This window comes from Microcoleus sp. Pol12B5 (assembly GCF_036701335.1).
Taxonomy (GTDB): domain Bacteria; phylum Cyanobacteriota; class Cyanobacteriia; order Cyanobacteriales; family Microcoleaceae; genus Microcoleus.
The window spans coordinates 1-19,869 of the sequence record NZ_JAUBQQ010000046.1; the positions used below are offsets into that span (position 1 = coordinate 1).

Annotated in this window: 18 protein-coding genes; 9 read left to right on the top strand and 9 right to left on the bottom strand. The window is 47.4% G+C overall.

Annotated elements, in window-relative coordinates; all coding sequences use genetic code 11:
* Nucleotides 1-262 precede the first annotated feature (262 nt).
* The 7 genes from QUA24_RS18400 to QUA24_RS18430 all read left to right on the top strand — a co-directional run bounded on the left by QUA24_RS18400 (nt 263) and on the right by QUA24_RS18430 (nt 9,968).
* Nucleotides 263-1,456 (top strand): NAD(P)/FAD-dependent oxidoreductase, encoded by a 1,194-nt coding sequence (locus QUA24_RS18400; protein ID WP_333231103.1) that lies wholly within the window; start codon nt 263-265, stop codon nt 1,454-1,456.
* Nucleotides 1,457-1,634: 178 nt separating this feature from the next.
* A complete protein-coding gene (locus QUA24_RS18405) occupies nt 1,635-3,554 on the top strand; it encodes a S9 family peptidase (RefSeq protein ID WP_333231105.1) in 1,920 nt (639 codons plus the stop codon).
* Between the two features lie 158 nt (nt 3,555-3,712).
* On the top strand, nt 3,713-4,432 hold the full coding sequence (locus tag QUA24_RS18410; RefSeq protein ID WP_333231106.1) for an HAD-IA family hydrolase: 720 nt from the start codon (nt 3,713-3,715) through the stop codon (nt 4,430-4,432).
* 275 nt (nt 4,433-4,707) lie between these two features.
* Nucleotides 4,708-5,331, top strand: a complete 624-nt coding sequence (locus QUA24_RS18415) for a DUF3859 domain-containing protein (RefSeq protein WP_333231108.1) — start codon at nt 4,708-4,710, stop codon at nt 5,329-5,331.
* Nucleotides 5,332-7,098 carry an asparagine synthetase B family protein gene (locus QUA24_RS18420; protein ID WP_333231110.1) on the top strand — a complete coding sequence of 589 codons (1,767 nt, stop codon included), beginning with the start codon at nt 5,332-5,334 and terminating at the stop codon, nt 7,096-7,098.
* Between the two features lie 132 nt (nt 7,099-7,230).
* A complete protein-coding gene (locus QUA24_RS18425) occupies nt 7,231-8,451 on the top strand; it encodes a decarboxylase (RefSeq protein ID WP_333231111.1) in 1,221 nt (406 codons plus the stop codon).
* Between the two features lie 197 nt (nt 8,452-8,648).
* Nucleotides 8,649-9,968 (top strand): hypothetical protein, encoded by a 1,320-nt coding sequence (locus QUA24_RS18430; RefSeq protein ID WP_333231113.1) that lies wholly within the window; start codon nt 8,649-8,651, stop codon nt 9,966-9,968.
* Between the two features lie 318 nt (nt 9,969-10,286).
* Here the strand turns inward: QUA24_RS18430 and argJ are convergent, their stop codons facing one another.
* The 3 genes from argJ to QUA24_RS18445 form a co-directional block, all read right to left on the bottom strand.
* The gene (gene argJ, locus QUA24_RS18435) at nt 10,287-11,528 is read right to left on the bottom strand and encodes a bifunctional ornithine acetyltransferase/N-acetylglutamate synthase (RefSeq protein WP_333231115.1); all 1,242 of its coding nucleotides are present in this window, start codon (nt 11,526-11,528) and stop codon (nt 10,287-10,289) included.
* A gap of 306 nt (nt 11,529-11,834) precedes the next feature.
* Nucleotides 11,835-11,975 carry a hypothetical protein gene (locus QUA24_RS18440; protein WP_015176121.1) on the bottom strand — a complete coding sequence of 47 codons (141 nt, stop codon included), beginning with the start codon at nt 11,973-11,975 and terminating at the stop codon, nt 11,835-11,837.
* Nucleotides 11,976-12,036: 61 nt separating this feature from the next.
* Complete coding sequence (locus QUA24_RS18445; protein WP_006631905.1) at nt 12,037-12,231, bottom strand: hypothetical protein; 195 nt, start codon at nt 12,229-12,231, stop codon at nt 12,037-12,039.
* A gap of 101 nt (nt 12,232-12,332) precedes the next feature.
* Here QUA24_RS18445 and QUA24_RS18450 point away from each other — a divergent pair, with 101 nt between their 5' ends.
* A complete protein-coding gene (locus QUA24_RS18450; RefSeq protein WP_333231117.1) occupies nt 12,333-12,455 on the top strand; it encodes a hypothetical protein in 123 nt (40 codons plus the stop codon).
* A gap of 601 nt (nt 12,456-13,056) precedes the next feature.
* On the opposite strand, the gene rpsF is transcribed toward QUA24_RS18450, so the two are convergent.
* Nucleotides 13,057-13,392: a 30S ribosomal protein S6 gene (gene rpsF / locus QUA24_RS18455; RefSeq protein WP_015176119.1), complete on the bottom strand. Its 336-nt coding sequence runs from the start codon at nt 13,390-13,392 to the stop codon at nt 13,057-13,059.
* A 15-nt stretch (nt 13,393-13,407) separates the two neighbouring features.
* Here rpsF and QUA24_RS18460 point away from each other — a divergent pair, with 15 nt between their 5' ends.
* Nucleotides 13,408-14,325: a carbohydrate ABC transporter permease gene (locus QUA24_RS18460; protein ID WP_445242626.1), complete on the top strand. Its 918-nt coding sequence runs from the start codon at nt 13,408-13,410 to the stop codon at nt 14,323-14,325.
* Between the two features lie 65 nt (nt 14,326-14,390).
* Here the strand turns inward: QUA24_RS18460 and QUA24_RS18465 are convergent, their stop codons facing one another.
* The 5 genes from QUA24_RS18465 to QUA24_RS18485 form a co-directional block, all read right to left on the bottom strand.
* Nucleotides 14,391-14,654, bottom strand: a complete 264-nt coding sequence (locus QUA24_RS18465) for a hypothetical protein (protein ID WP_333231119.1) — start codon at nt 14,652-14,654, stop codon at nt 14,391-14,393.
* A gap of 42 nt (nt 14,655-14,696) precedes the next feature.
* Nucleotides 14,697-17,252 (bottom strand): HDIG domain-containing metalloprotein, encoded by a 2,556-nt coding sequence (locus tag QUA24_RS18470; protein ID WP_333231121.1) that lies wholly within the window; start codon nt 17,250-17,252, stop codon nt 14,697-14,699.
* A gap of 432 nt (nt 17,253-17,684) precedes the next feature.
* Nucleotides 17,685-18,833, bottom strand: a complete 1,149-nt coding sequence (locus QUA24_RS18475) for an ADP-ribosylglycohydrolase family protein (protein WP_333231123.1) — start codon at nt 18,831-18,833, stop codon at nt 17,685-17,687.
* Between the two features lie 174 nt (nt 18,834-19,007).
* Nucleotides 19,008-19,448 (bottom strand): type II 3-dehydroquinate dehydratase, encoded by a 441-nt coding sequence (gene aroQ / locus QUA24_RS18480; RefSeq protein WP_333231125.1) that lies wholly within the window; start codon nt 19,446-19,448, stop codon nt 19,008-19,010.
* A gap of 112 nt (nt 19,449-19,560) precedes the next feature.
* Nucleotides 19,561-19,698, bottom strand: a complete 138-nt coding sequence (locus tag QUA24_RS18485) for a hypothetical protein (protein ID WP_333081027.1) — start codon at nt 19,696-19,698, stop codon at nt 19,561-19,563.
* Nucleotides 19,699-19,869: the final 171 nt, after the last annotated feature.

The following is a 19,869-nucleotide window of genomic DNA, read 5'->3' on the forward strand; positions in this document are numbered from 1 at the left end:
TTTTGTTACCTCTGTGGAAAAAATCCTGAAAGAATTTGGAGAAAACTATGTAATTAATTTTGTCTAGCTACTTAACAGATGGATGTTGATGTTCAAAGGAAAGAGGGAAGATTTTCCCAGTCTCCCAGTCTCCCAGTCTCCCAGTCTCCCAGTCTCCCAGTCTCCCAGTCTCCCACTCCCCCACTCTCCCTTACCCACTTCCTCACTCTCGTTAGAATAAGATAAGTTTCCTTGCTACCGTGAGCCCCTCAAACAAAACACCATGACTCAACAACAACCCCGGATTTGCATTCTCGGCGGAGGCTTCGGCGGACTCTACACAGCCCTGCGCTTGAGTCAGTTACCCTTCTCCAAAACCGAAAAACCAGAAATTGTCCTAGTTGACCGCCGCGATCGATTTTTGTTCGTTCCCCTGCTCTACGAACTCGTGACCGGCGAACTCCAAACCTGGGAAATTGCTCCACCATTTGCCGAACTATTGGAAAACACAGGTGTGCGATTTTGTCAAGGTACTGTCTCCGGCATTGATGTGGAGGAAAAGCGAGTGCAGTTGCACGACGGGCCAGAAATTCCGTGCGATCGCCTTGTTTTAGCATTAGGCGGCGAAACCCCCCTAGATATGGTCAAAGGGGCCGTTGAATACGCTTACTCGTTTCGTACTCTCGACGACGCCTACCGCTTAGAAGAAAGACTGCGGTTTTTAGAAGCCAGCAACACTGACAAAATTCGGGTTGCGATCGTCGGCGCCGGTTATTCAGGAGTAGAATTAGCTTGTAAATTAGCCGATCGACTCGGAGACAAAGGTCGCGTGCGGTTAGTCGAGCAAAGCGACATGATTCTGCGGACATCACCGGAGTTTAACCGCGAAGCCGCCAGCCAAGCTTTAGAAAAACGGCAAGTGTGGATCGACTTAGAAACAGCAGTAGAGGCGATCGAAGCGGACACAATATCCTTACTTTACAAAGGACAATTAGATGTTCTCCCCGTAGACATAGTGCTGTGGACAGTAGGAACCCAAGTTAGTCAAGCAGTGCGATCGCTACCCCTTAAACAAAACCGCCGCGGTCAATTAATAGTCAATTCGCAAATGCAAATTATCGACCATCCAGATATATTTGCCTTGGGAGACTTAGCTGAATGCCACGATGCAACTAATCAAAAAGTACCCGGAACAGCCCAAACAGCATTCCAGCAAGCTGACTACACCGCATGGAACATTTGGGCCTCCCTCACCGGCCGCCCATTACTTCCTTTCCGCTATCAGCCGCTAGGAGAAATGATGACATTAGGAAATGACAACGCCACCCTCGCCGGTTTAGGAATTAAACTCGACGGACAACTAGCCCACATTGCCCGTCGTTTAGCTTATCTCTATCGGATGCCAACATTTGACCATCAACTAAAAGTTGGTTTCAATTGGATTAGTAAACCGATTCAGGATTTGCTTAAAAGTTAGTTGATTGTAGACTGTTAACTGTTGACAGTTGACCGTTTATTATTGATTGTAGGACTTATGAGGGCGGTTCCGAAACCGGGTTTTTCACGAAAATACTTCACTACTACGCGCATATTTGGTAAAAACCTGGTTTTTTCTGTCGGAGTGTAGATTCAGAGAATATTAGGCACGATAAAAAATGCAAAATTCCACATTTCAACAGCCAAAAACTGAAATTCCACCGTTGATAGAGCGGGAGATTCTGTTCGGAAATCCTGAAAGAACCCGCCCCCAAATTTCCCCCGACGGCAAGTATCTCGCCTACATTGCACCCGATGAAAACAACGTTTTGCAAGTGCAATTGCGTACCGTCGGTCAAGCAGACGATCGCCAACTGACTGCCGATAAAAAACGAGGCATTCGCATCTTTTACTGGACTTACAGCGGCGAAGATATCATTTATCAACAAGATATTGATGGTGATGAAAAATGGCATTTATTCTCAGTCAATATCCAGTCAAACCTGGTTCGCGACTTGACACCATTTCAAGGTGTTCGAGCTCAGCCCCTCGCCGTTGACCGCAACTTCCCTAATGAAATTTTAGTGGAAATGAACATCAGCGATCGCCGCAAACACGATGTTTACCGCATCAACCTCCAAAACGGTGCAGTTGAACTCGACACCGACAACCCTGGTAACATCATGGGTTGGACTTGGATTGCTGACGCCCAATTTCAAGTGCGGGCGGCGACAGCCACAAATGCCGACGGCAGTACAGAATTGCTATTTCGAGAAACTGCCGATAAGTCTTGGGAAAGCTTGCGACGCTGGGGCCCCGACGACGAAGGCGGCGCGGTCATGTTCTCAGAAAACGGCAAAATTCTTTACATCATCGGCAATCACGATGCTAACGCCAAACGTTCGATCGCACTCGACTTGGAAACCAAACAAGAAACTGATATCGCCTCCGATCCAGAATACGATGTCGGCGATATTGTCGTACACCCCACGAAGCGAGAGATTCAGGCCGTTTCCTTCTACAAGAACAAGCAAGAGTGGCAGATTTTAGACCCAAGCATAGCAGAGGATTTTGAGGAACTCGGCAAATTTCGCCCCGGCGAATTCTCCATTACCAGCCGGAACCTCGCCGATACCACTTGGCTAATCGCTTACAGGACAGACGACGGCCCAGTTTACTACTATGTGTACGATCGCACTTCCAAAACTTTCACCTTTCTGTTCAGCAATCAACCCAAACTCGAAGGGCTACCACTATCATCAATGGAACCCATTTCTTACACCGCAAGAGATGGTTTAACCATTCACGGCTACCTGACAAAACCGGTTGGTGTCGCCACACCCGTACCGACAGTCTTGCTAGTACACGGTGGCCCCTGGGCACGCGATACCTGGGGTTACAATCCACAAGCCCAATGGCTGGCAAACCGAGGTTACGCCGTTTTGCAAATCAATTTTCGCGGTTCCACCGGCTACGGCAAAGCGTTTCTCAATGCCGGCAATCGCGAATGGGCGGCTAAAATGCACGACGACTTGCTAGATGGGGTAAATTGGCTGGTAGAAACAGGAATTGCCCTACAGGATAAAATTGCGATTATGGGCGGTTCTTACGGTGGTTATGCCGCCTTAGCGGGATTGACTTTTAGTCCTGATGTTTTTGCCTGCGCCGTCGATATTGTCGGGCCAAGCAATTTGATTACGCTGCTGCAAACTATTCCCCCTTACTGGGAACCGAGAAAAGCAAGTCTGTATCACCGCGTGGGCAATTTGGAAACAGAACCAGAGTTTTTGAAATCGATCTCGCCTTTATCTTTTGTCGATCGCATCCAAAAACCTTTACTAATCGCCCAAGGTGCCAACGACCCGCGAGTGAAAGAATCAGAAAGCGAGCAAATTGTCAATGCCATGAAGCAAGCCGGCAAACCTGTAGAATACGTGCTTTATACAGACGAAGGACACGGATTTGCGCGCCCCGAAAATCGCCTGCACTTTTATGCGATCGCCGAAGAATTCCTAGCCAAATATTTAGGAGGCAGATTTGAACCGGCGGGCAACATTGCCAATCATTCTGGTTTAGTGAATCCACAAACAACTCATTAGAAGGAATAAGGAAAAAGGAAGAATAAAGAAGGAATTACTCAAATCTCTTTTCTCTTCTCTTCTCTTCCTCTGTGTTCTCTGTGTCCTCTGTGGTTAAATCATTCCGATGCAACCGGATGTGCGATAAGTCCTCTTTCCTCTTCCCTTTTTCTTCTCAAATGACCAAAATTATTTTTCTCGATGCCGCCGGTACACTATTTGATGTTCGCGGTAGCGTCGGCGAGGTATACGGACAAATAGCCCACAGGTTTGGAGTAACAGTTAAGAGTGAAGAGTTAAATGCAGCATTTTTCCAAAGTTTTGCCGACTCAAATCCGATGGCATTTCCCGGAAGAGAATTATCAAAAATTCCCCAACTAGAATTTGAATGGTGGCAAACAGTTGCCGCGAAAGCTTTTCAAAGAGCAGGCGTTTTCAATCAATTTTCAGACTTTCCCAAATTCTTTGTCGAACTCTACGCTCATTTTGCCACCGCCGAACCTTGGTTCGTCTATCCCGACGTATTGCCAGCATTAAATAAGTGGCAGCAACAAGGAATTGAATTAGCAGTAGTATCGAATTTCGATTCCAGAATTTATGCAGTATTAAAAGCACTAAATTTAGCCGAATATTTCACATCAGTGACAATTTCTACCGAAGTTGGTGCAGCAAAACCCGACTCTCAAATTTTTACCGCTGCTTTGCAAAAGCACAACTGCATTGCGGAGGATGTTTTGCATATTGGCGACAGCTTCAAAGCAGATTATTGTGGAGCCAAAAAGGCGGGATTAAATGCAATTTGGTTGAATCGCCAACAGGAAAAACTAGATTTAGCCAAATGGTCTTTTTTAATCGAGTCTCAAAAAGTTGAGGAATTTGCCAGTCTGGATTTTATATAAGTCAGGATTTATTCACTCGGACAAAGAAACTTGCTTTTTTACCTAATATGCGGGTTGCAAAGAAGTGTCTTTGTAAAAAGCCCCGGTTTCTGGACACCCATGCTAAGTCCTATAAATATGATTTTTATGAGGTCAAGGTTATGATTTTTATGAATTGACTTTGAGAGCTACTTATTGAATAATATGGATAATTTAACCACAGAGAGCGCAGAGGGCGCAGAGGAAGAGAAGAGAGGGGTGATTTATATATCTAACTTTTAACTGGAAAGAACTTTATGGAACCTCGACTTACTCAAACTCAATTAGCACAGGTGATCGCTGAGATCGACAAGTTATCGCAGCAGCGCGAGTTAGAATTGGCCTCAGATCAGGTAAGAGAAATTTTACGAGAGTTGAATCTTCCTGATGAGCTTTTAGAAGATGCGATCGCCCAAATGCGCCGCCGCGAAGCCCTAGAAAAACAGCAGCGACGCAACCGTTGGATCGCGATCGCCTCGACAGTTGTTGTTATTTCTGCGATCGGTATAGGCGTACTGTTCGGGCAAAATCAGCAGCAGCAAACTGCTCAAATTGTCGCAGGAGAAGATCGAATTGCCCTATCTCAAAAGGGCGGTGACAACCTTATTCAAGTCAACCGTCAAATCAATCCCCGCATCTACTACCAGGTGACGTTGAAAAATGCTCCGATCGGCATTCAGTTGTCTCTGCAATGCGATTGGATTAACCCCAGCGGTGACATTGTTCATCAGGGCAGGTATCAAACTCGCACGATCGATACTGCGGTTTGGAATACGCACTGCTTTTACGATCTCGGATCTGCTGCAGCCCCAGGCAAATGGGAAGTTCGGATGTCCCTGGATGGGCGCGTGATTAGCAGTGAACCTTTCACGGTGAAATAGATGGGTGCGATCGACAAACCTTCACATTTTATCGGCTATTGGGGACTGGACGATTGCACAAAAACGCTCAGCCGTTTAGTCCCAGATTACTGCATTCGACAGGGCAAATTATCAGACTGGGCGATCGCCTCTGCATCTGTACTCACGGCTGACACAGTGACGCTGAATGCTTGCGGGCGATGTCAGCCAACCGATTTACCGGGAGATGCTTGGGCGGCGATAGAAGCGAAACAGCTACGGCTGGGGCGCGATCCTTTTGGGCGAGTGCCGCTTTACTGGATGCAGTTGGGAGAAACGATTTGGTTTGCGACGCAAATGCAATTGCTGCTACCGCTGATTGCTTCCCCTCAAATTAGCCCGATCGCCCTACACAGTTATGCTTGTTTTTCCTACGTGCCCACGCCGTTAACGCCGATCGAGCAAATTGCATCCGTAGCAGCCGGAAGCGAGATGATTTGGGAAATCGCCGATGTTAACGATCTGCCGAAAGTACGCGCGGCAAAGCTATCCCGTAGGGAATCGCTGCCATCGGCTTGGCAAGAAGCACCCCAACTACTGCGGAGTGAGGATGAGGCGATCGCACAATTGCAAGGGCTGTTGCAACAGGCGATCGATCGACAAGTGGCCGATTTGCCGATCGACGAACCCGTGGGCGTTTTACTCTCCGGCGGCATCGATTCTTCCCTGGTGACGGCGCTGCTAGTGAAAGCAGGCTTGCAGGTGCGCGCCTATGCCCTCGATTTTGGTGTCGAAGCCTATTCCGAACTGCCCTACGCGCAACAGGTGGCGGACTTTTTCCAGATTCCGCTGATCCGAGTGGCGGCGACGGGCGATGCAGTGTTGCGCGCGATCGGGCCAACCGCCAAAGCCCTCGATTTACCCTATGGAGATGGCACAACAGCCCCGCTGTTTTTGCTCAAACAGGCGGCGGCACAAGACGTGCGAGTTGTATTCAATGGCGAGAATGGCGATCAGCTATTTGCCGGATGGACAAACAAGCCTTTGATTGCCAACGGAGTTTACAGTGCAGAACATCCTGCCGGAAAAGAAACCTTTGAAAAGCAGTATTTGCGGACGTTTCAGCGATTTTATGGTTATGAAAAACAGATTTTTTCGCCAGAAATGCTCGATCGCATCCAGTCTCACGATTTGAGCGTTTACCTGCAAGACGCGATCGATCCCGAAACCTGTCCCTCCCTGCTAGCGAGGCTGCGGCGCGCTTCGCTGATGCTCAAAGGTGCCCAAAATATTCAGCCGAGGGCCACGGGATTGGCGTTTGCTTGGGGTTTGTGGGTGCGATCGCCCTTCTGCGACCCCGACCTCACAGCATGGACGTTTCAACTCTCTGGCGAGCTGCTACTGCAAGGTGCGTGCGAAAAATACATCCTCAAAAAAGCCTCCGAACACTGGCTGCCACCGGAAATTATCTGGCGGGAAAAGCGCGGGATGGGAGTGCCGTTGAAGGTTTGGTATTACCGCGAATTTTGGGCTGCGATCGGCGATCGGCTGAATCCGAATCTGTTGCGATCGCAAAATTGCTGGCAACCTTATTTGGCCGACTCCATGCTATCGGGACAACTCGGAGTTGCAATGCGCGATCGCTATATTGGCAATAATCTCTGGCTGCTGCTGATGTGGCAGGCATGGCGAACCGAGGTTTTAGGCGAAATTCCGGTTAAGCGATCGCTGGATCATGTGTTTTGGTTGCCACCGGCGATCGGCCAACGCATTTGGAAATATCGAAGGAGGTTGACTGTTGACTGTTGACTGTTGACTGTTGACTGTTGACTGTTGATTTTACAATCTTCCCTGTTCCGAACATCCGTTAAATCCATTAAATAATCCGTTGCCGAACATCCGTTACATCCGTTACAAAATCCGTTGCCGAACTTCTTCTATATGACTGAATCTTTGCTACAGAATGAAACCAAAACACATTCGCGGCCGTTCTCGGAAGCATTAGCCAAGCGACTTTTGTCAACTTATGGTTCGCCCTTATATGTGTATCAGGCCGAGATCCTCAGTCAGACTCTTGAGCATATTACGCGATCGATCGACTATCCCCGCGTTCAGTTTCATTTTGCTAGCGTCACCAACGGCAATATTGCTCTGTTGCAATTGATTCAGCAAGCTGGTTGGGGGCTACACGCGAATACACCGGGGGATGTTTTTTTGGGGCTGAAAGCGGGTTTTACGGGCGATCGCATTGTCTACACGGGCAGTAACCTCAACAGGGCGGATATTCAGCAATTGATTGAATGGAAGATCGATCGATTTAACTTCGATAGTCTGTCGCAACTCCAGGATTTTTGCGAATATTCCGGCAGTCAACCGCGATCGATCCGTGCCGAAATTGGACTGCGCCTCAACTCACCGGAATTGACGGGAGACAGTCGGATTGGAGTGCGTCCCGCCGAATTTGAGAAAGCGAACGAAATCGCGCAGCAGCAAGGGTTTAGCATCACTGGACTGCATTTTTATCGGGGGACTGGAACTAACGCCACGAGTGCTTTTACGCAGGCGATCGATCGGCTAATTGCGATCGCCCAACAGTTGCCAGATTGGCGAACCCTTGATTTTGGCGGTGGTTTTGGCTATCCCTATCGAGGCGGTGCAGTGTTTGACTGGCGGGAGTTTGGTGCGGCGATTACTGAACGATTGAGTGCGCTATCTCGCCCGATCGAGTTGGTGATTGAACCGGGACGATCGGCGATCGCAGGTTGTGGCGTTTTGCTTGCGAAAGTTGTGTCGGTGAAGTGGTTGGGCAATCGGCAAATTGTCGGCGTGGATACGACTGTATCAAATCTATCGGTGCCTGCGGTGCACGGGGGCTATCGGGCGATCGCAACTTGGGAAACCGGCGATGTATCGCGACATGAAACGGATATTTGCGGCAACACAACTTATTCGCGGGATTATTTGGGGCGCAACTGTTGGCTACCCAAACTCAAAATTGGAGATGCGATCGCCATTTTGGATAGCGGGGCTTACGGCTATGCGATGTCATCACATTTTCTGCACCGCCCCCGCCCTGCTGAGGTGTTGATTGATGCTAAGGGCGATCGATTAATTCGACAGCGAGAAGACTATTCTATCTTGTTAAACGGGCAAATCTTTTAATCGGGCATTGGCCAAACAGGGCATTGGGCATTGGGCATAGTTTCTTCCTTCTTCCTTCTTCCTTCTTCCTTCTTCCTTCTACTTATTATCTCTCTTCTCTTCCTCTGCGTCCTCTGCGGCCTCTGCGGTTAAATCATTCCAAAACAACCGCCAACGATATAAATCCATTAAATCAATCAGGAGTAACCGAAATGGGAATGAAATGCGTCCAGTGTAATACCGACAACAATTTGCGAGATCGTACTACCAACTCAGGGCGCTGTAAGAATTGCAACCATCCCTTTGTCTTTGATCCCACTACTATCACCGATCAAAAAATCGCCTTCACCGATCCATTTTTCAAGAATGCGATCGCAGATATCTCCAGCCAAAATATGTTATTTTTTACGCCCAAACAGTTTTTGTATTTGATGGATAAACGGCTAAAAAATCGCACGTCATCTAACCTCTGGAAGTGGACTTTAGAATATTTGATCCAGAGCTTGATAATTCTAATCGTTGGCGGTTTATTCATGAGCTCTATTTTTTCTGATACTGTGGGATTTTTGATAGTCTGGGCAGTTTTAAATATTATTTGGATTGGGGGATTTTTTGCCAAAAGCAAATCTACCGAGCAAAGTGCTCGCAACAGAAGAATTAATGCCACAAATTTACAAACTTTAGGAATAATGATGTTAGTAACAGGGATTTCAGCAAGCTTGATACTGAACTATGTCCCAGGATACATCGCAGCCTCTGCACTAGGACTATTTTCCTACTGGCTGGGCATTTCACAAAAAAATAGTCCACAGATAACTGGTGAAATATTTATCGTTAATCAAGCGCAAAGCGATAAATGGCTGCAACGCTGGCAAACAGTGAATGGCACATTAGAAAAACTGCTCCCTGCACCTCGTCAAGAGGCTTTGCCCGCCACCATCGATCGCGAAATTAGCGCCTACAGCTTCGATCGCGCAATTATCTGTGACAGTGACGAAATAGCTCAATTCCTCATTGCCAACAACGTCCATTTTGAAAACAACTGCGCGATTCTTAGTATTAGTGGCTATCCCCAAAGCATCTTCAGTACCGTGATTGAAATGCTGCGGCGTAATACCGATTTAAAAGTCTATGCACTGCACAATGCGAGCCCTGCTGGAGTTGGCTTGGTACATCAACTGCGAACTAATCCAAACTGGTTTGCGAATCAAGCGGTGACAATTTTTGATTTAGGCATTTCTCCCCGTCAAATCTTAGCAACCCGCGATATGTTTGTGCAGCAATCTCAAACAGTCGCACAAACCGCCCGTCAATTACCCGACACAGTGAGGCAAGGTTTAACAGCCGAAGAACTAGCATGGCTGGATGCAGGCAATTTTGTGGAATTGGAATCGTTTACGCCGCAACGGTTGTTGCGGGTAGTGAATTATGGACTTGCTCAGAGTGGCGATCTGCAGACCAACGACGGCTTAATATTAGTGGATAATGCTGTCGGGTATGGTGGTGGCTATGTGTTTGTCTCCGATAGTTTTGGTTAGGGCGTGTTTTCAAGACTTTTTTAAACTTATTAATAATAACCTTAAAAAGTCTTGAAACTTAGTCTGAATAAGATTTTTAGCGCTGTTTAGTTAAAATCATAAAAAGCTTATCTGTGTAATGGCTTCAGCGATTTTAAAAGGAGGAGCAAAAAAGCTGAGATTAACTTGGTGAGTAAAGGTTTCAGATTTTTAAATTTCCCCCCACGGGGGGAAGTTTAGTTTAAATTGTGTGAAATTTGCCTTTAACCCGCTCTCGTCTGGTTTTGTTTGTGTAGGCGCGGTTTCTAACCACCCGGACTTGTAACGTCGTGAACTTTTTTAAGTCGTATACTCCGCATTAATCTTCACGTAGTCGTAACTCAAATCGCATCCCCAAGCTTTAGCAAAACCGCTGCCATTCCCGACACTAATCTGAATTAAAACCGTATCAGCCTTCAAATATTCTCCCTCCGCAGCCGCTTTCATATAATTACTTGCAGCAGCGCGATCGAACTCTTTAGGTTGTCCGTTTTCCATCATCAAAAAATCCCCCAATTGAATCCGCAAATTCTCTTGATCGAAAGGTACACCAGCGCGCCCAGCCGCCGCCGCAATTCTGCCCCAATTCGGATCGCGTCCGAAAATAGCAGCTTTCACCAAAGAAGAACCGACAATTGTTTTGGCAATTTTACTCGCAGAAACTTCATCCAGCGCGCCACTAACTTGCACTTCTACCAAACAAGTTGCACCTTCGCCGTCACGGGCGATCGCCTTTGCTAAATGCACGCAAACTTCTGTCAGCATCGCCTCTAATTTTTCAGCATCTGCCCCCATTTCCGTAATTGCCGGTGTGCGGGATTGACCGTTTGCCAAAGCAATTAGCGAATCGTTGGTACTGGTATCGCCGTCAACAGTAATTTGATTGAAACTTCTGTTAGCCGCCCGACTCAGCATTTCTTGCCACAAATGCGATGACACTGCTGCATCGCAAGTTACAAATGCCAGCATTGTTGCCATATTCGGGTGAATCATTCCCGAACCTTTGCAAATGCCGCCGATGCGGACGGGCCGATCGCCAAACATGGTTTCCAGGGCGATCGTTTTCGGCACTAAATCAGTCGTACAAATAGCCTTAGCTGCCGCATCGGAACCAGTTTCCGATGCCTCAGCAACTAATCGCGGAATGCCCGCCCTCAGCGGCTCCATTTTAATCCGCTGTCCGATGACACCAGTGGAGGCCAAAAGAATAGATTCTGGAGGAATATTCAGCGCTTCTCCCAACAATTTGGCACTTTCGAGGGCATCTGCCAAACCTTGTTCGCCAGTAGCAGCATTAGCTTGTCCCGCATTGCACAAAATTGCTTTCGCGCTGGGTTTAGCTTGCAAACGCTGGCGGCAGTAGTCCACACAAGCGGCCCGGACAGTGGAGGTTGTGAAGACTCCGGCGGCGATCGCGTCTACCTCTGACAAAATTAAACTTAAATCGGGCAAGCCTGAAGCCTTCAAGCCCGCTGTAATTCCCGATGCTCGATACCCTCTGGGTGCTGTAACTCCGCCGTCAATTTCTTTCCAGTCCGACATGATGACCTCCCTAGTAGCCTTCAATCTGCTGAAAGGGGATTATACCATTTTAGATTTTAGATTTTAGATTTTAGATTTCGGCGTGAGCGCTCAGTCGAAGGATTTTAGATTTTAGATTTTAGATTCCCCATTCTTTTGAACCCAATTTCCCATTCCCCATTCCCAATTCCCCATAAAACTAATCGCGGCTTCCAATCTAGAGTTAGAACTCCAGAAGAAGTCGCGACGGTTTTGTAATTGACATTATTAATTTTTAGCTGGCAAACAACAAACTCGATTCAACTATCTCGCCGTTGAAAAAAGGGGTTATTTGCGATCGATACTAGCTGGAGAACCAGCATCTAAACCAACTTCAGCAGCCACACGGCTCAGCATGGATTCCTGACGGTTTTTGACGACGTGTTGATGGCGCATCATCAGGTTGCGGGCTTGTTCTTGAGTTGACATAACTGATTTCTCCAAATTATAGGTAATAACTTCGTAGACAATTGTCGAAATTGAGTTTGCCCTAGCTCATAGTGGCGTTGCTGCGATCGTAACTGGCTTGAAAGCTGGGCTGCGGTTTGCCTTGAATGTGACCCCAGTAGTGCGTATCTTCCATCCCGACTTCGGTGGCGGTGCGGTTGAGCATGGATTGCTGCCGGTTCTTCACCAGTTGGTGGTGGCGCATCATCAGAGAGCGAGCTTGATTTTCGGTAGACATATGTGGTTTCTCCGTATTCTTTAGATTAATGTTGAGCTGGTTTTTTCTTCTCTTTTATCACTATAACAGACAATTCTGTATCTAAAGCTACCAAATGCAAATTGTCACAAAACTTTACAATTTGGGCTATGGGGCGAGAAGCTCGATCGAGGTTGCAGGGAGTGCGATCGGGCTTTGGCTCGTGGATTCAGGCCCAACCCCAAGCAGCACTTGGCAAAATTTGACCATATTCGTCTTCTAAGAGCCACATTTTAGCGACTACGTAATTGCTAGTGGCCAAAATAACTTTATAGTTTGGTTCAGAGTTATAGATACAGAATTTTGCCTCTCAAGAAAGTCAAATTTGCCTTAGCTAACAGTAAATTTAATAAGTAGCTAATCACAATTAGATTTACAATGATTAAGCAGCTATGCTCAGGCATAGTCAAGTTTTTTGTAGTCAACTAGATAATAGATTTGGGCTAAGTGAATCGCCCTCGCCATCCTCAAAAAGCGAGCTTTCTTTGTTGATAAAAATAGATTAAGTCCCAGCAGCCTCCCCACAAAAAAGAGCGATCGTCCTCCCCTAGAAAAACAATCGCCCATTCACCTATAATTTTAATTAACATCAAGTCCCGCCTTTAAGAAACTATGTTATACCCACAACTACAGAGCTCCCCCAAGCCACTTTTTCAGGAGGATGCCAGGGGGAGCGAAAAGCTCTGACGTTAGTTTTTCAAGTTGTGTGTACAGGGTAGCCCTTAAGAAATGCGTGCCGGGGAATAAGCGGCCCTAATCGTCAGACAGTAGACTGGTACTACATAAGACGTTAAGTTGACACGACGGCTACTCGGCGACTTCCGCTTCCGCTTCCGCTTCAGGTGCATCTGGCACATCTTGCTTGATTGTCAAATAGCGAATCACTTCTTCGCTCAGACGCATCGCACGCTCTAGGGTAAAAATTGCAGCGCCCGGAGCTGTATAGTTCATTTGAACGTATACTCCGTCCCGGTGCTTGCCGATTTCGTAAGCCAAACGGCGCTTGCCGCGGTGCTGAGTTTCTATGTTTTCAGCACCTTGATCGCGCAAAATAGTTTGATATTTAGCGATCGCCTGGTCTGTCATTTCTTCACCCAAATCAGGGCGCAGAATGTACATAGTTTCGTAAATAAACGGTTTCATGGCAATAATCCCCTTATGGACAACAAGGCTTCTCACGAAGCAAGGACTTATCATCATATCCCAACAATGAACAATCTCAAAACTAAAAAATCAAATTCCCCAAACCACACTCCCTCGCGGTGGAGAACCCTGTGGACGTACAGCCTCATGAGCGCGATCGCACTTTTAATGCTGTTTCCCTTGCTGTGGCTGCTCAGTACCTCCCTCAAATCCCCCAACGAAAACATCTTTCAATTTCCCCCGCAACTGTGGCCACAACAGCCAACCCTCGAAAACTTCATCAAAGTTTGGCAAACCAACCCCTTCGGCCGCTACCTGTTCAACAGCACCCTAATTGCCGGCCTCACAGTTAGCATCAACGTCCTCTTTTGTGCCCTCGCCGCTTACCCCTTAGCCAGACTCAAATTTCGTGGCCGCGAAGCCATTTTAATCACAATCATTTCCACAATCATGATTCCTTTCCAAATAGTCATGATTCCCCTATATATATTGACAGTACAACTCGGACTAAAAAATAGTTATTTAGGCGTAATCTTTCCCGGACTAGCCTCAGCCTTCGGCATATTTTTATTACGACAAGCATTTCTAGCAGTTCCCAAAGAACTAGAAGAAGCCGCCCGCATCGACGGCTGCAGCGAATTAGGCATTTGGTGGCACGTCATGATTCCGGCAATTAAGCCTGCTTTAGTTACTTTAGGAATTTTTGTATTTATCGGTTCTTGGAGCGACTTTCTGTGGCCACTGCTAGTTTTAGACAGACCGGAATATTACACTTTACCTTTAGGGGTAGCCAATTTAGCCGGGACATTTTCTTTAGATTGGCGTTTAGTTGCGGCGGGTTCGATTATTTCTATTGTTCCAGTTTTAGGACTCTTTTTGGTCTTGCAAAAATACATTGTGCCAACAGAAACTGCTGCTGGAGTCAAGGGATAGAATCAAGATAAACAATCGGCATTTATCCGCGTTCATCTGCGGTTAAAAATTAAAATCTTTTGAACTCACAACTCACCAAATTTATTGGTGATGTAGGAATGACCAGAAATCGGCTGGATTGTTGACCGCGCTACGGTTGTAGATACTATCATCGCTTTTGCAAATGCGATCGATGCCCCAGACTGGCAAAAATTGCGATCGCACCTAGCTGGCGAAAGAGATATCGACTCTTCGGAATTTTGAGGAATCAAACGACCTGTGTTAATTGTCAGCGACAATCCTGAAGTGCATGGCACTTTGCGGGAAAAGCGCAATGAAATCTCATTCACAAGTGAAATGCGAACTGATTTTTTATAACTAAAAATTTCCGCCTACCTGGGAGTGAAAACTGCACTAGGGTAAGCAATCCGCTTGTGATTGAACTGTTCCCAAACTCGCACAAAAATCTCCGCAATTAGAGACATATCCTCCCGCGTTAAATCCGAATCAATCAACTGATTATCCTGCCAGCGAGCCCTCAAAATCTTATTAACCATACTCAAAGCCTCTTCATGAGTAGCATCCTTGAGCGATCGCAAAGCAGCCTCGCAAGAATCCGCCAGCATCAAAATCCCGGTTTCCCGCGATTGCGGAATCGGCCCATCGTAGCGAAAATCCTCCTCCCTCACTTGGCGACTTGCGATTGTTAACTTTGAATTATCCGCATCTGACAAAACCATCTTTAAATCTTCTATTTCTTTTGCAGCAATTTGCTGCGCTTGGTGGTAGAAGTAAGCAATTAACATTGTACCTTGGTGCTCGGGAATAAACGCCTGAATTGCCTTCGGCAATCGATGCTTTCGCGCCATCACCAAGCCCTCGGTAACGTGCTTTTTAATAATCTCCGCGCTCGCCCAAGGGTCATTAATTTCATCATGTTTGTTTGCCCCGCCCATTTGATTTTCACAAAACCCGAGCGGGTCGTGCATTTTTCCAATATCGTGGTATAATGTCCCAGTTCTGACCAGCTCAACATTGCAGCCGAGTTCCCGGGCCGCAGCCTCCGCCAAACTCGCCACAAACAGCGTGTGCTGAAAAGTCCCCGGAGCCTCGGCAGCCAGCCTCTTCAACAGCGGGCGGTTGGGATTGGCAAGTTCCGCCAGCCGGATCGGCGTAATCAAGTCAAAAACGTGTTCCAAATAAGGGCTGATGCCGATCGCCACAACGCTCCAAGCCAAACCGGCCAAACTTTGCGCGCCCACAGTACCGAGCACAACGTACCAAATCGCACCGACAGCGGCGCTGGCAATCAAAGTCCCCACCAGATAAACCGTGCCCTGAGTCAACCCAAGAGCCAAGCCCAAAAGAGCCAATTCCTCGCGCGATCGCAGCCGCCCGGCCATAAAAGCGCCCAGCAATCCCCCCGCCCCGCTAGCCACCAAATGAATCAAGTCCACATTTAAGCCAACGGGTAGCAGCGCCGACAGCAGCCCCACCACAGTCACTCCCACGGCCGAACCGTAGAAGCCGCCTGCTAAAATCCCGATCGCCGGCAAACTCGTCCAAGGCAGCCCCAAACTCACTAGCACCGGCGCGCTCAAAGTCAGCAGCAGCAATAGCAAATGATCTCTGCGGCGCAAGCGGTAGTGCCTTTCCACCAGCAGTACGATCGCGATTGCCCCCGCGACTAAACAAACAAAACCCGTCAGCCCCAGCCAATTCACCCCCCGCCGACTTAAACCAAAATAGTCCAGCAACACGAAATCTTGCTGCGAGATCTCTTGTCCTTGGGCAACAATTATCTCGCCCTGATCTACTGCGATCATCACGGGTTTCACCTTTTGCGCCGCTAATTCAGCTAGCTGTTTGGTTTCCTCGCGATCTCTCACCAGATTTGGCTGCAAAATCGCTGTTAAACCCTCCACCGCCAAAGCTTGGGACTCTAACGGCACTTCATCAGCCACTTGCAGCTTCACGGCTTCTTGTAAAATCTCTTTGGGCAACCCCTGCGGGATACCTTGAGCCACTATTCTTTTTGCCGCCCGACTCATACCAATTTGGGTTTTCTGCCAAGCTGCTTCGGACAAATCAAACAGCGAAGTATCGTAAATCTGGGGCAGCCCCAAAACCGACGGTTTTCCCAGCGCCTCCACAGCATTGAGATAGCGCTGGCGAGCAGAGGAAATACTGTCTGTCAGGCTTTGAAATTCTGCTGCCCGGACCGATCGGCTGTAAGCTTGCAGTTGAGCTATAGCATCTTGCTGAGACTTGTTATCTGTTGCCCCAGCAATTGCCGGGGAATCCAAACTCAATCGCTCGGAAGTTGCCCTTTTGTCACCCGCTTGCGCCAAAATAGAGCGCCACTCCCACTCGGGACAGCCCCGCAAGTAAACCTGAACCGCAAGTGAGAGCGCCGAGGTACTCGCAAACGGAAACGGGCCTACGGCCTCCCGTAGCTCGCTTCCCTGCTGCAAAAATTGTTGCAATTCTTGATAAATTTGTCGATCGACCGCCGAATCCAGCATTAATATCGCTACAGCCCCGGTCCGCGCTGCTTTCCGCTGTTCTTCAGTAGTTTTGTAATCGGGGACGCTAGCAGTAGCAGGAGCCTTAATCGTCTGAGGAGCTTTCGTGCCCACATCCAGTTTCGGCTGGTTGTAGAAGCGGTGGCCCAGAGTGCTGCTTAGGGAAACTACCGCTACCAGCGCCAACATAGGGGAACGAGCTTGATTTTTGAGGCTTGATTTGGAGGTTTTACTTGTAAATTTAGTAGTAAAAGTCTCGGGAAGAAGCCATTTCTGGCGCGACAAACGGCTCAGGAGAGGCCCGCTAGCGCGCTCGGTATCTGCTTTGCTGTCGCCATTTTGCACTTTAGCAATGTGTTGGCGCAGTGAGCGCGCAGCCCCTAGCTGCTCAATCTGCCGCATCAATGAGGAGAGCGTATTCATTTGTGTCGAAGATATATCACTGTTATCCAGCAGCTTTGTCAGAATTTCTGACTATGCATCTTGATTGATTTTATCCGAACTACCCTGGCTGAATATTCAACCCCCCAGACTACTTTGCCTGACTATCGCCATCAGTTGACTTTCCTAACGGTGGCCAACAACGCAAGCAGCTTATTTGCTTCCCTTGTCCATATTGAATGGAACTCGCGCGCGAGGGCTAAAAACCTTGTTTCTCCGTAGATTGTTCGTTTTCCAACCCCATATTCTCGTTTAAACCTGGCTTGTTGGGGCAAGCGCGTCCCATTTAATTTTTCACATTTAATTTTTCACTTTTTAATCTTTAATTGTGGCTCTCCTTCAACTTTCGCTTTTGACTTGTTAATGGCTAATTGCTAATTTCTGGTTTCCCCTTACCGTTAAAAGCTCCAAACTTTATATTTTACGAGGTCTAATGACATAAGGTGCAGCCACCGAGCGGGCTAGCGCTGCGGAATCGAGTCCGGCATCGGGCTTGTAAACTCCGGTCCAAACAGCAAACAGGTTATTTGCTAACTCTACAATTTTTGCATCGCTTCCAGTTCCCCAGAGCGAGGGTTCTCGGCCCTCGGCTAGCTGCAGCGAATTAACTTCAGCCGAAGATACCTGTCGCCATTCTACAGGAATCGCACCAACGCCGTTATAGGCTCCAGACAAAGCTCCTGTCAAAGCGCAGGTTATTTGTCCAGCTATGCCACAGCGGGCAGCGCGCACCACTGACAAGCGAAAGTCTTCTGGGGTGTTCAAAAAGCAGTAGAAAGCTAAGGCAATGGGAATGAAATTTCCAGGGTTGACAATTGACTCGGTTTGTAATTTTTTTTCACCTTCGCCCTGTCTTTCTCGCAAAGCTGTGGCGCTTTTGCACAGATGAGTGGCGGCTGTTTCTAAATCGGCTCCTTTTTCTAGTAGTATTTGCACTTGCAGCAGCAGCTCTGTTAAGGCATTATCTGTTTTCAAATAGGCAAGTGTTTGCTCGATCGCTGTCGCGGGGTCAAGTCTTTCTTTGAGAGATCGGGCGATCGTATATGCTACTGCTAAAATTGCTGTTTCCCATTCTGGCTGGTTTTCGTTGTGCCAAACCTCTATCGCCAGCATGATTTTTTCTCGCAGCTTGGCTTTATTTTCGTGAAAAAACATCGCGGATGGCAGCGCAGCAACAGCAGCTTCACCAGGGTTAAGCAGGGTTTGAAACTCACTGTTGCGGGGATGGTAGATTTCCGACTTGGCAAATGCTTCCCAAGTATCGCGCCAATCTTTTAAATCTAAACCCCTACACTGAATTAAACTTTGAACACACGCTACCGCAAGTCTCCCGGATGCGGATGAGTCTCTGCGAGTTGGGATTTTACTGTTGACAGAATTCAACGCCAATGTTGCGCCACTTACGGTCAATTGTTGGTGTTTCGTCAGTTGTAAAATCGGCTGCAAGTCTTCTGTTTGGGGGGGAATACCCACGAGTTGCCTCTGGTATTGCAGGCCTATAGAGTCTCCTAAAACTGCCCCTAGGATGGTTCCTTGAAACTTGCTCAACAGGGAATGCCGCATTTGAATTTAACTCAAGTTGTTAGTAATTGGTAATTGGTAATTGGTAATTTAGAATTCTTCGTGTTTTCCTTCTTTGCGTAACTTTTGTGATTAATTTGAATTAAACCCAAACATATAAGGGCTGGTTTTCCATCTAAAACCTGCCCTTATCCGATCGCTACAATCGGTAAATTTCTAATTTTTAATCAGGTAACTAACTAGAGCTTGCAGCCCCAGCCGATAACTTTCTGAGCCAAAACCGCTGATTTGCCCGATCGTCACCGCTGCGATAAACGAGTGATGCCGAAAAGCTTCCCGCCGATAAATATTGCTCAGATGAACTTCTACCGCAGGGATATTCACCGCGGCGATCGCGTCTCTAATTGCCACACTCGTATGAGTATAAGCTCCAGCATTAATCAATAAGCCTTGGTGCTGCCCTAACATCGAGTGAATTGCATCCACCAATACCCCTTCATGATTCGACTGCTGAATTGAGACTTGCACCTGGAGGGCTTGCGCTTCTCGTTCTAGCAACTTGTTGATATCATTTAAAGTCGCAGAACCATAAACTCCAGGTTCTCGCTGACCCAATAGATTCAGATTAGGGCCGTGAAGTACCAGGATATTTAACAATTTTAAAATTTCCAGCGCAACAAAAATTATGAGAGTTTTGACATGGGATTTAGAACCAGCCTGCCACCTCAAACGTCAAACCTTAAACCTCAAACTTCTAATTCACTCCCGACTACCTGCGATTCCTTGGTTGGTTGACAGGAATACGAATCGGTTCAAGTTCCGGTTCAGGATCGGGACTCAGCAGTCCTTCTATCAGCTTGCGAACCCATTCTTTAATTTCTTCCAGCACCTTTTCAATGTCTTCCATTGAACGGATAGCTCCTTTTTTTATAGTCTAGATTGCTAAACCGATGGCTAAATATCTGAAAATAAGCAAGCACGACTTTGAAACCAAAGGTCAAACTTGCTTTCTCGCTTGCTGGTTATTTTGAGCAATGGAGAGATTCAGTATATTGGCCAATCAGTCCTATCTTATTAT

What these genes read in the sequence shown, in the direction of transcription:
- QUA24_RS18415 (WP_333231108.1), top strand. Translation starts at nt 4,708, where the DNA reads ATGGAACCTCGACTTACTCAAACTCAATTAGCACAGGTGATCGCTGAG.
- argJ (WP_333231115.1), bottom strand. Translation starts at nt 11,528, where the DNA reads ATGTCGGACTGGAAAGAAATTGACGGCGGAGTTACAGCACCCAGAGGG.
- QUA24_RS18425 (WP_333231111.1), top strand. Translation starts at nt 7,231, where the DNA reads ATGACTGAATCTTTGCTACAGAATGAAACCAAAACACATTCGCGGCCG.
- QUA24_RS18445 (WP_006631905.1), bottom strand. Translation starts at nt 12,231, where the DNA reads ATGTCTACCGAAAATCAAGCTCGCTCTCTGATGATGCGCCACCACCAA.
- QUA24_RS18440 (WP_015176121.1), bottom strand. Translation starts at nt 11,975, where the DNA reads ATGTCAACTCAAGAACAAGCCCGCAACCTGATGATGCGCCATCAACAC.
- QUA24_RS18460 (WP_445242626.1), top strand. Translation starts at nt 13,408, where the DNA reads ATGGACAACAAGGCTTCTCACGAAGCAAGGACTTATCATCATATCCCA.
- QUA24_RS18400 (WP_333231103.1), top strand. Translation starts at nt 263, where the DNA reads ATGACTCAACAACAACCCCGGATTTGCATTCTCGGCGGAGGCTTCGGC.
- QUA24_RS18420 (WP_333231110.1), top strand. Translation starts at nt 5,332, where the DNA reads ATGGGTGCGATCGACAAACCTTCACATTTTATCGGCTATTGGGGACTG.
- QUA24_RS18405 (WP_333231105.1), top strand. Translation starts at nt 1,635, where the DNA reads ATGCAAAATTCCACATTTCAACAGCCAAAAACTGAAATTCCACCGTTG.
- QUA24_RS18475 (WP_333231123.1), bottom strand. Translation starts at nt 18,833, where the DNA reads ATGCGGCATTCCCTGTTGAGCAAGTTTCAAGGAACCATCCTAGGGGCA.
- QUA24_RS18470 (WP_333231121.1), bottom strand. Translation starts at nt 17,252, where the DNA reads ATGAATACGCTCTCCTCATTGATGCGGCAGATTGAGCAGCTAGGGGCT.
- QUA24_RS18410 (WP_333231106.1), top strand. Translation starts at nt 3,713, where the DNA reads ATGACCAAAATTATTTTTCTCGATGCCGCCGGTACACTATTTGATGTT.
- QUA24_RS18430 (WP_333231113.1), top strand. Translation starts at nt 8,649, where the DNA reads ATGAAATGCGTCCAGTGTAATACCGACAACAATTTGCGAGATCGTACT.
- rpsF (WP_015176119.1), bottom strand. Translation starts at nt 13,392, where the DNA reads ATGAAACCGTTTATTTACGAAACTATGTACATTCTGCGCCCTGATTTG.
- QUA24_RS18485 (WP_333081027.1), bottom strand. Translation starts at nt 19,698, where the DNA reads ATGGAAGACATTGAAAAGGTGCTGGAAGAAATTAAAGAATGGGTTCGC.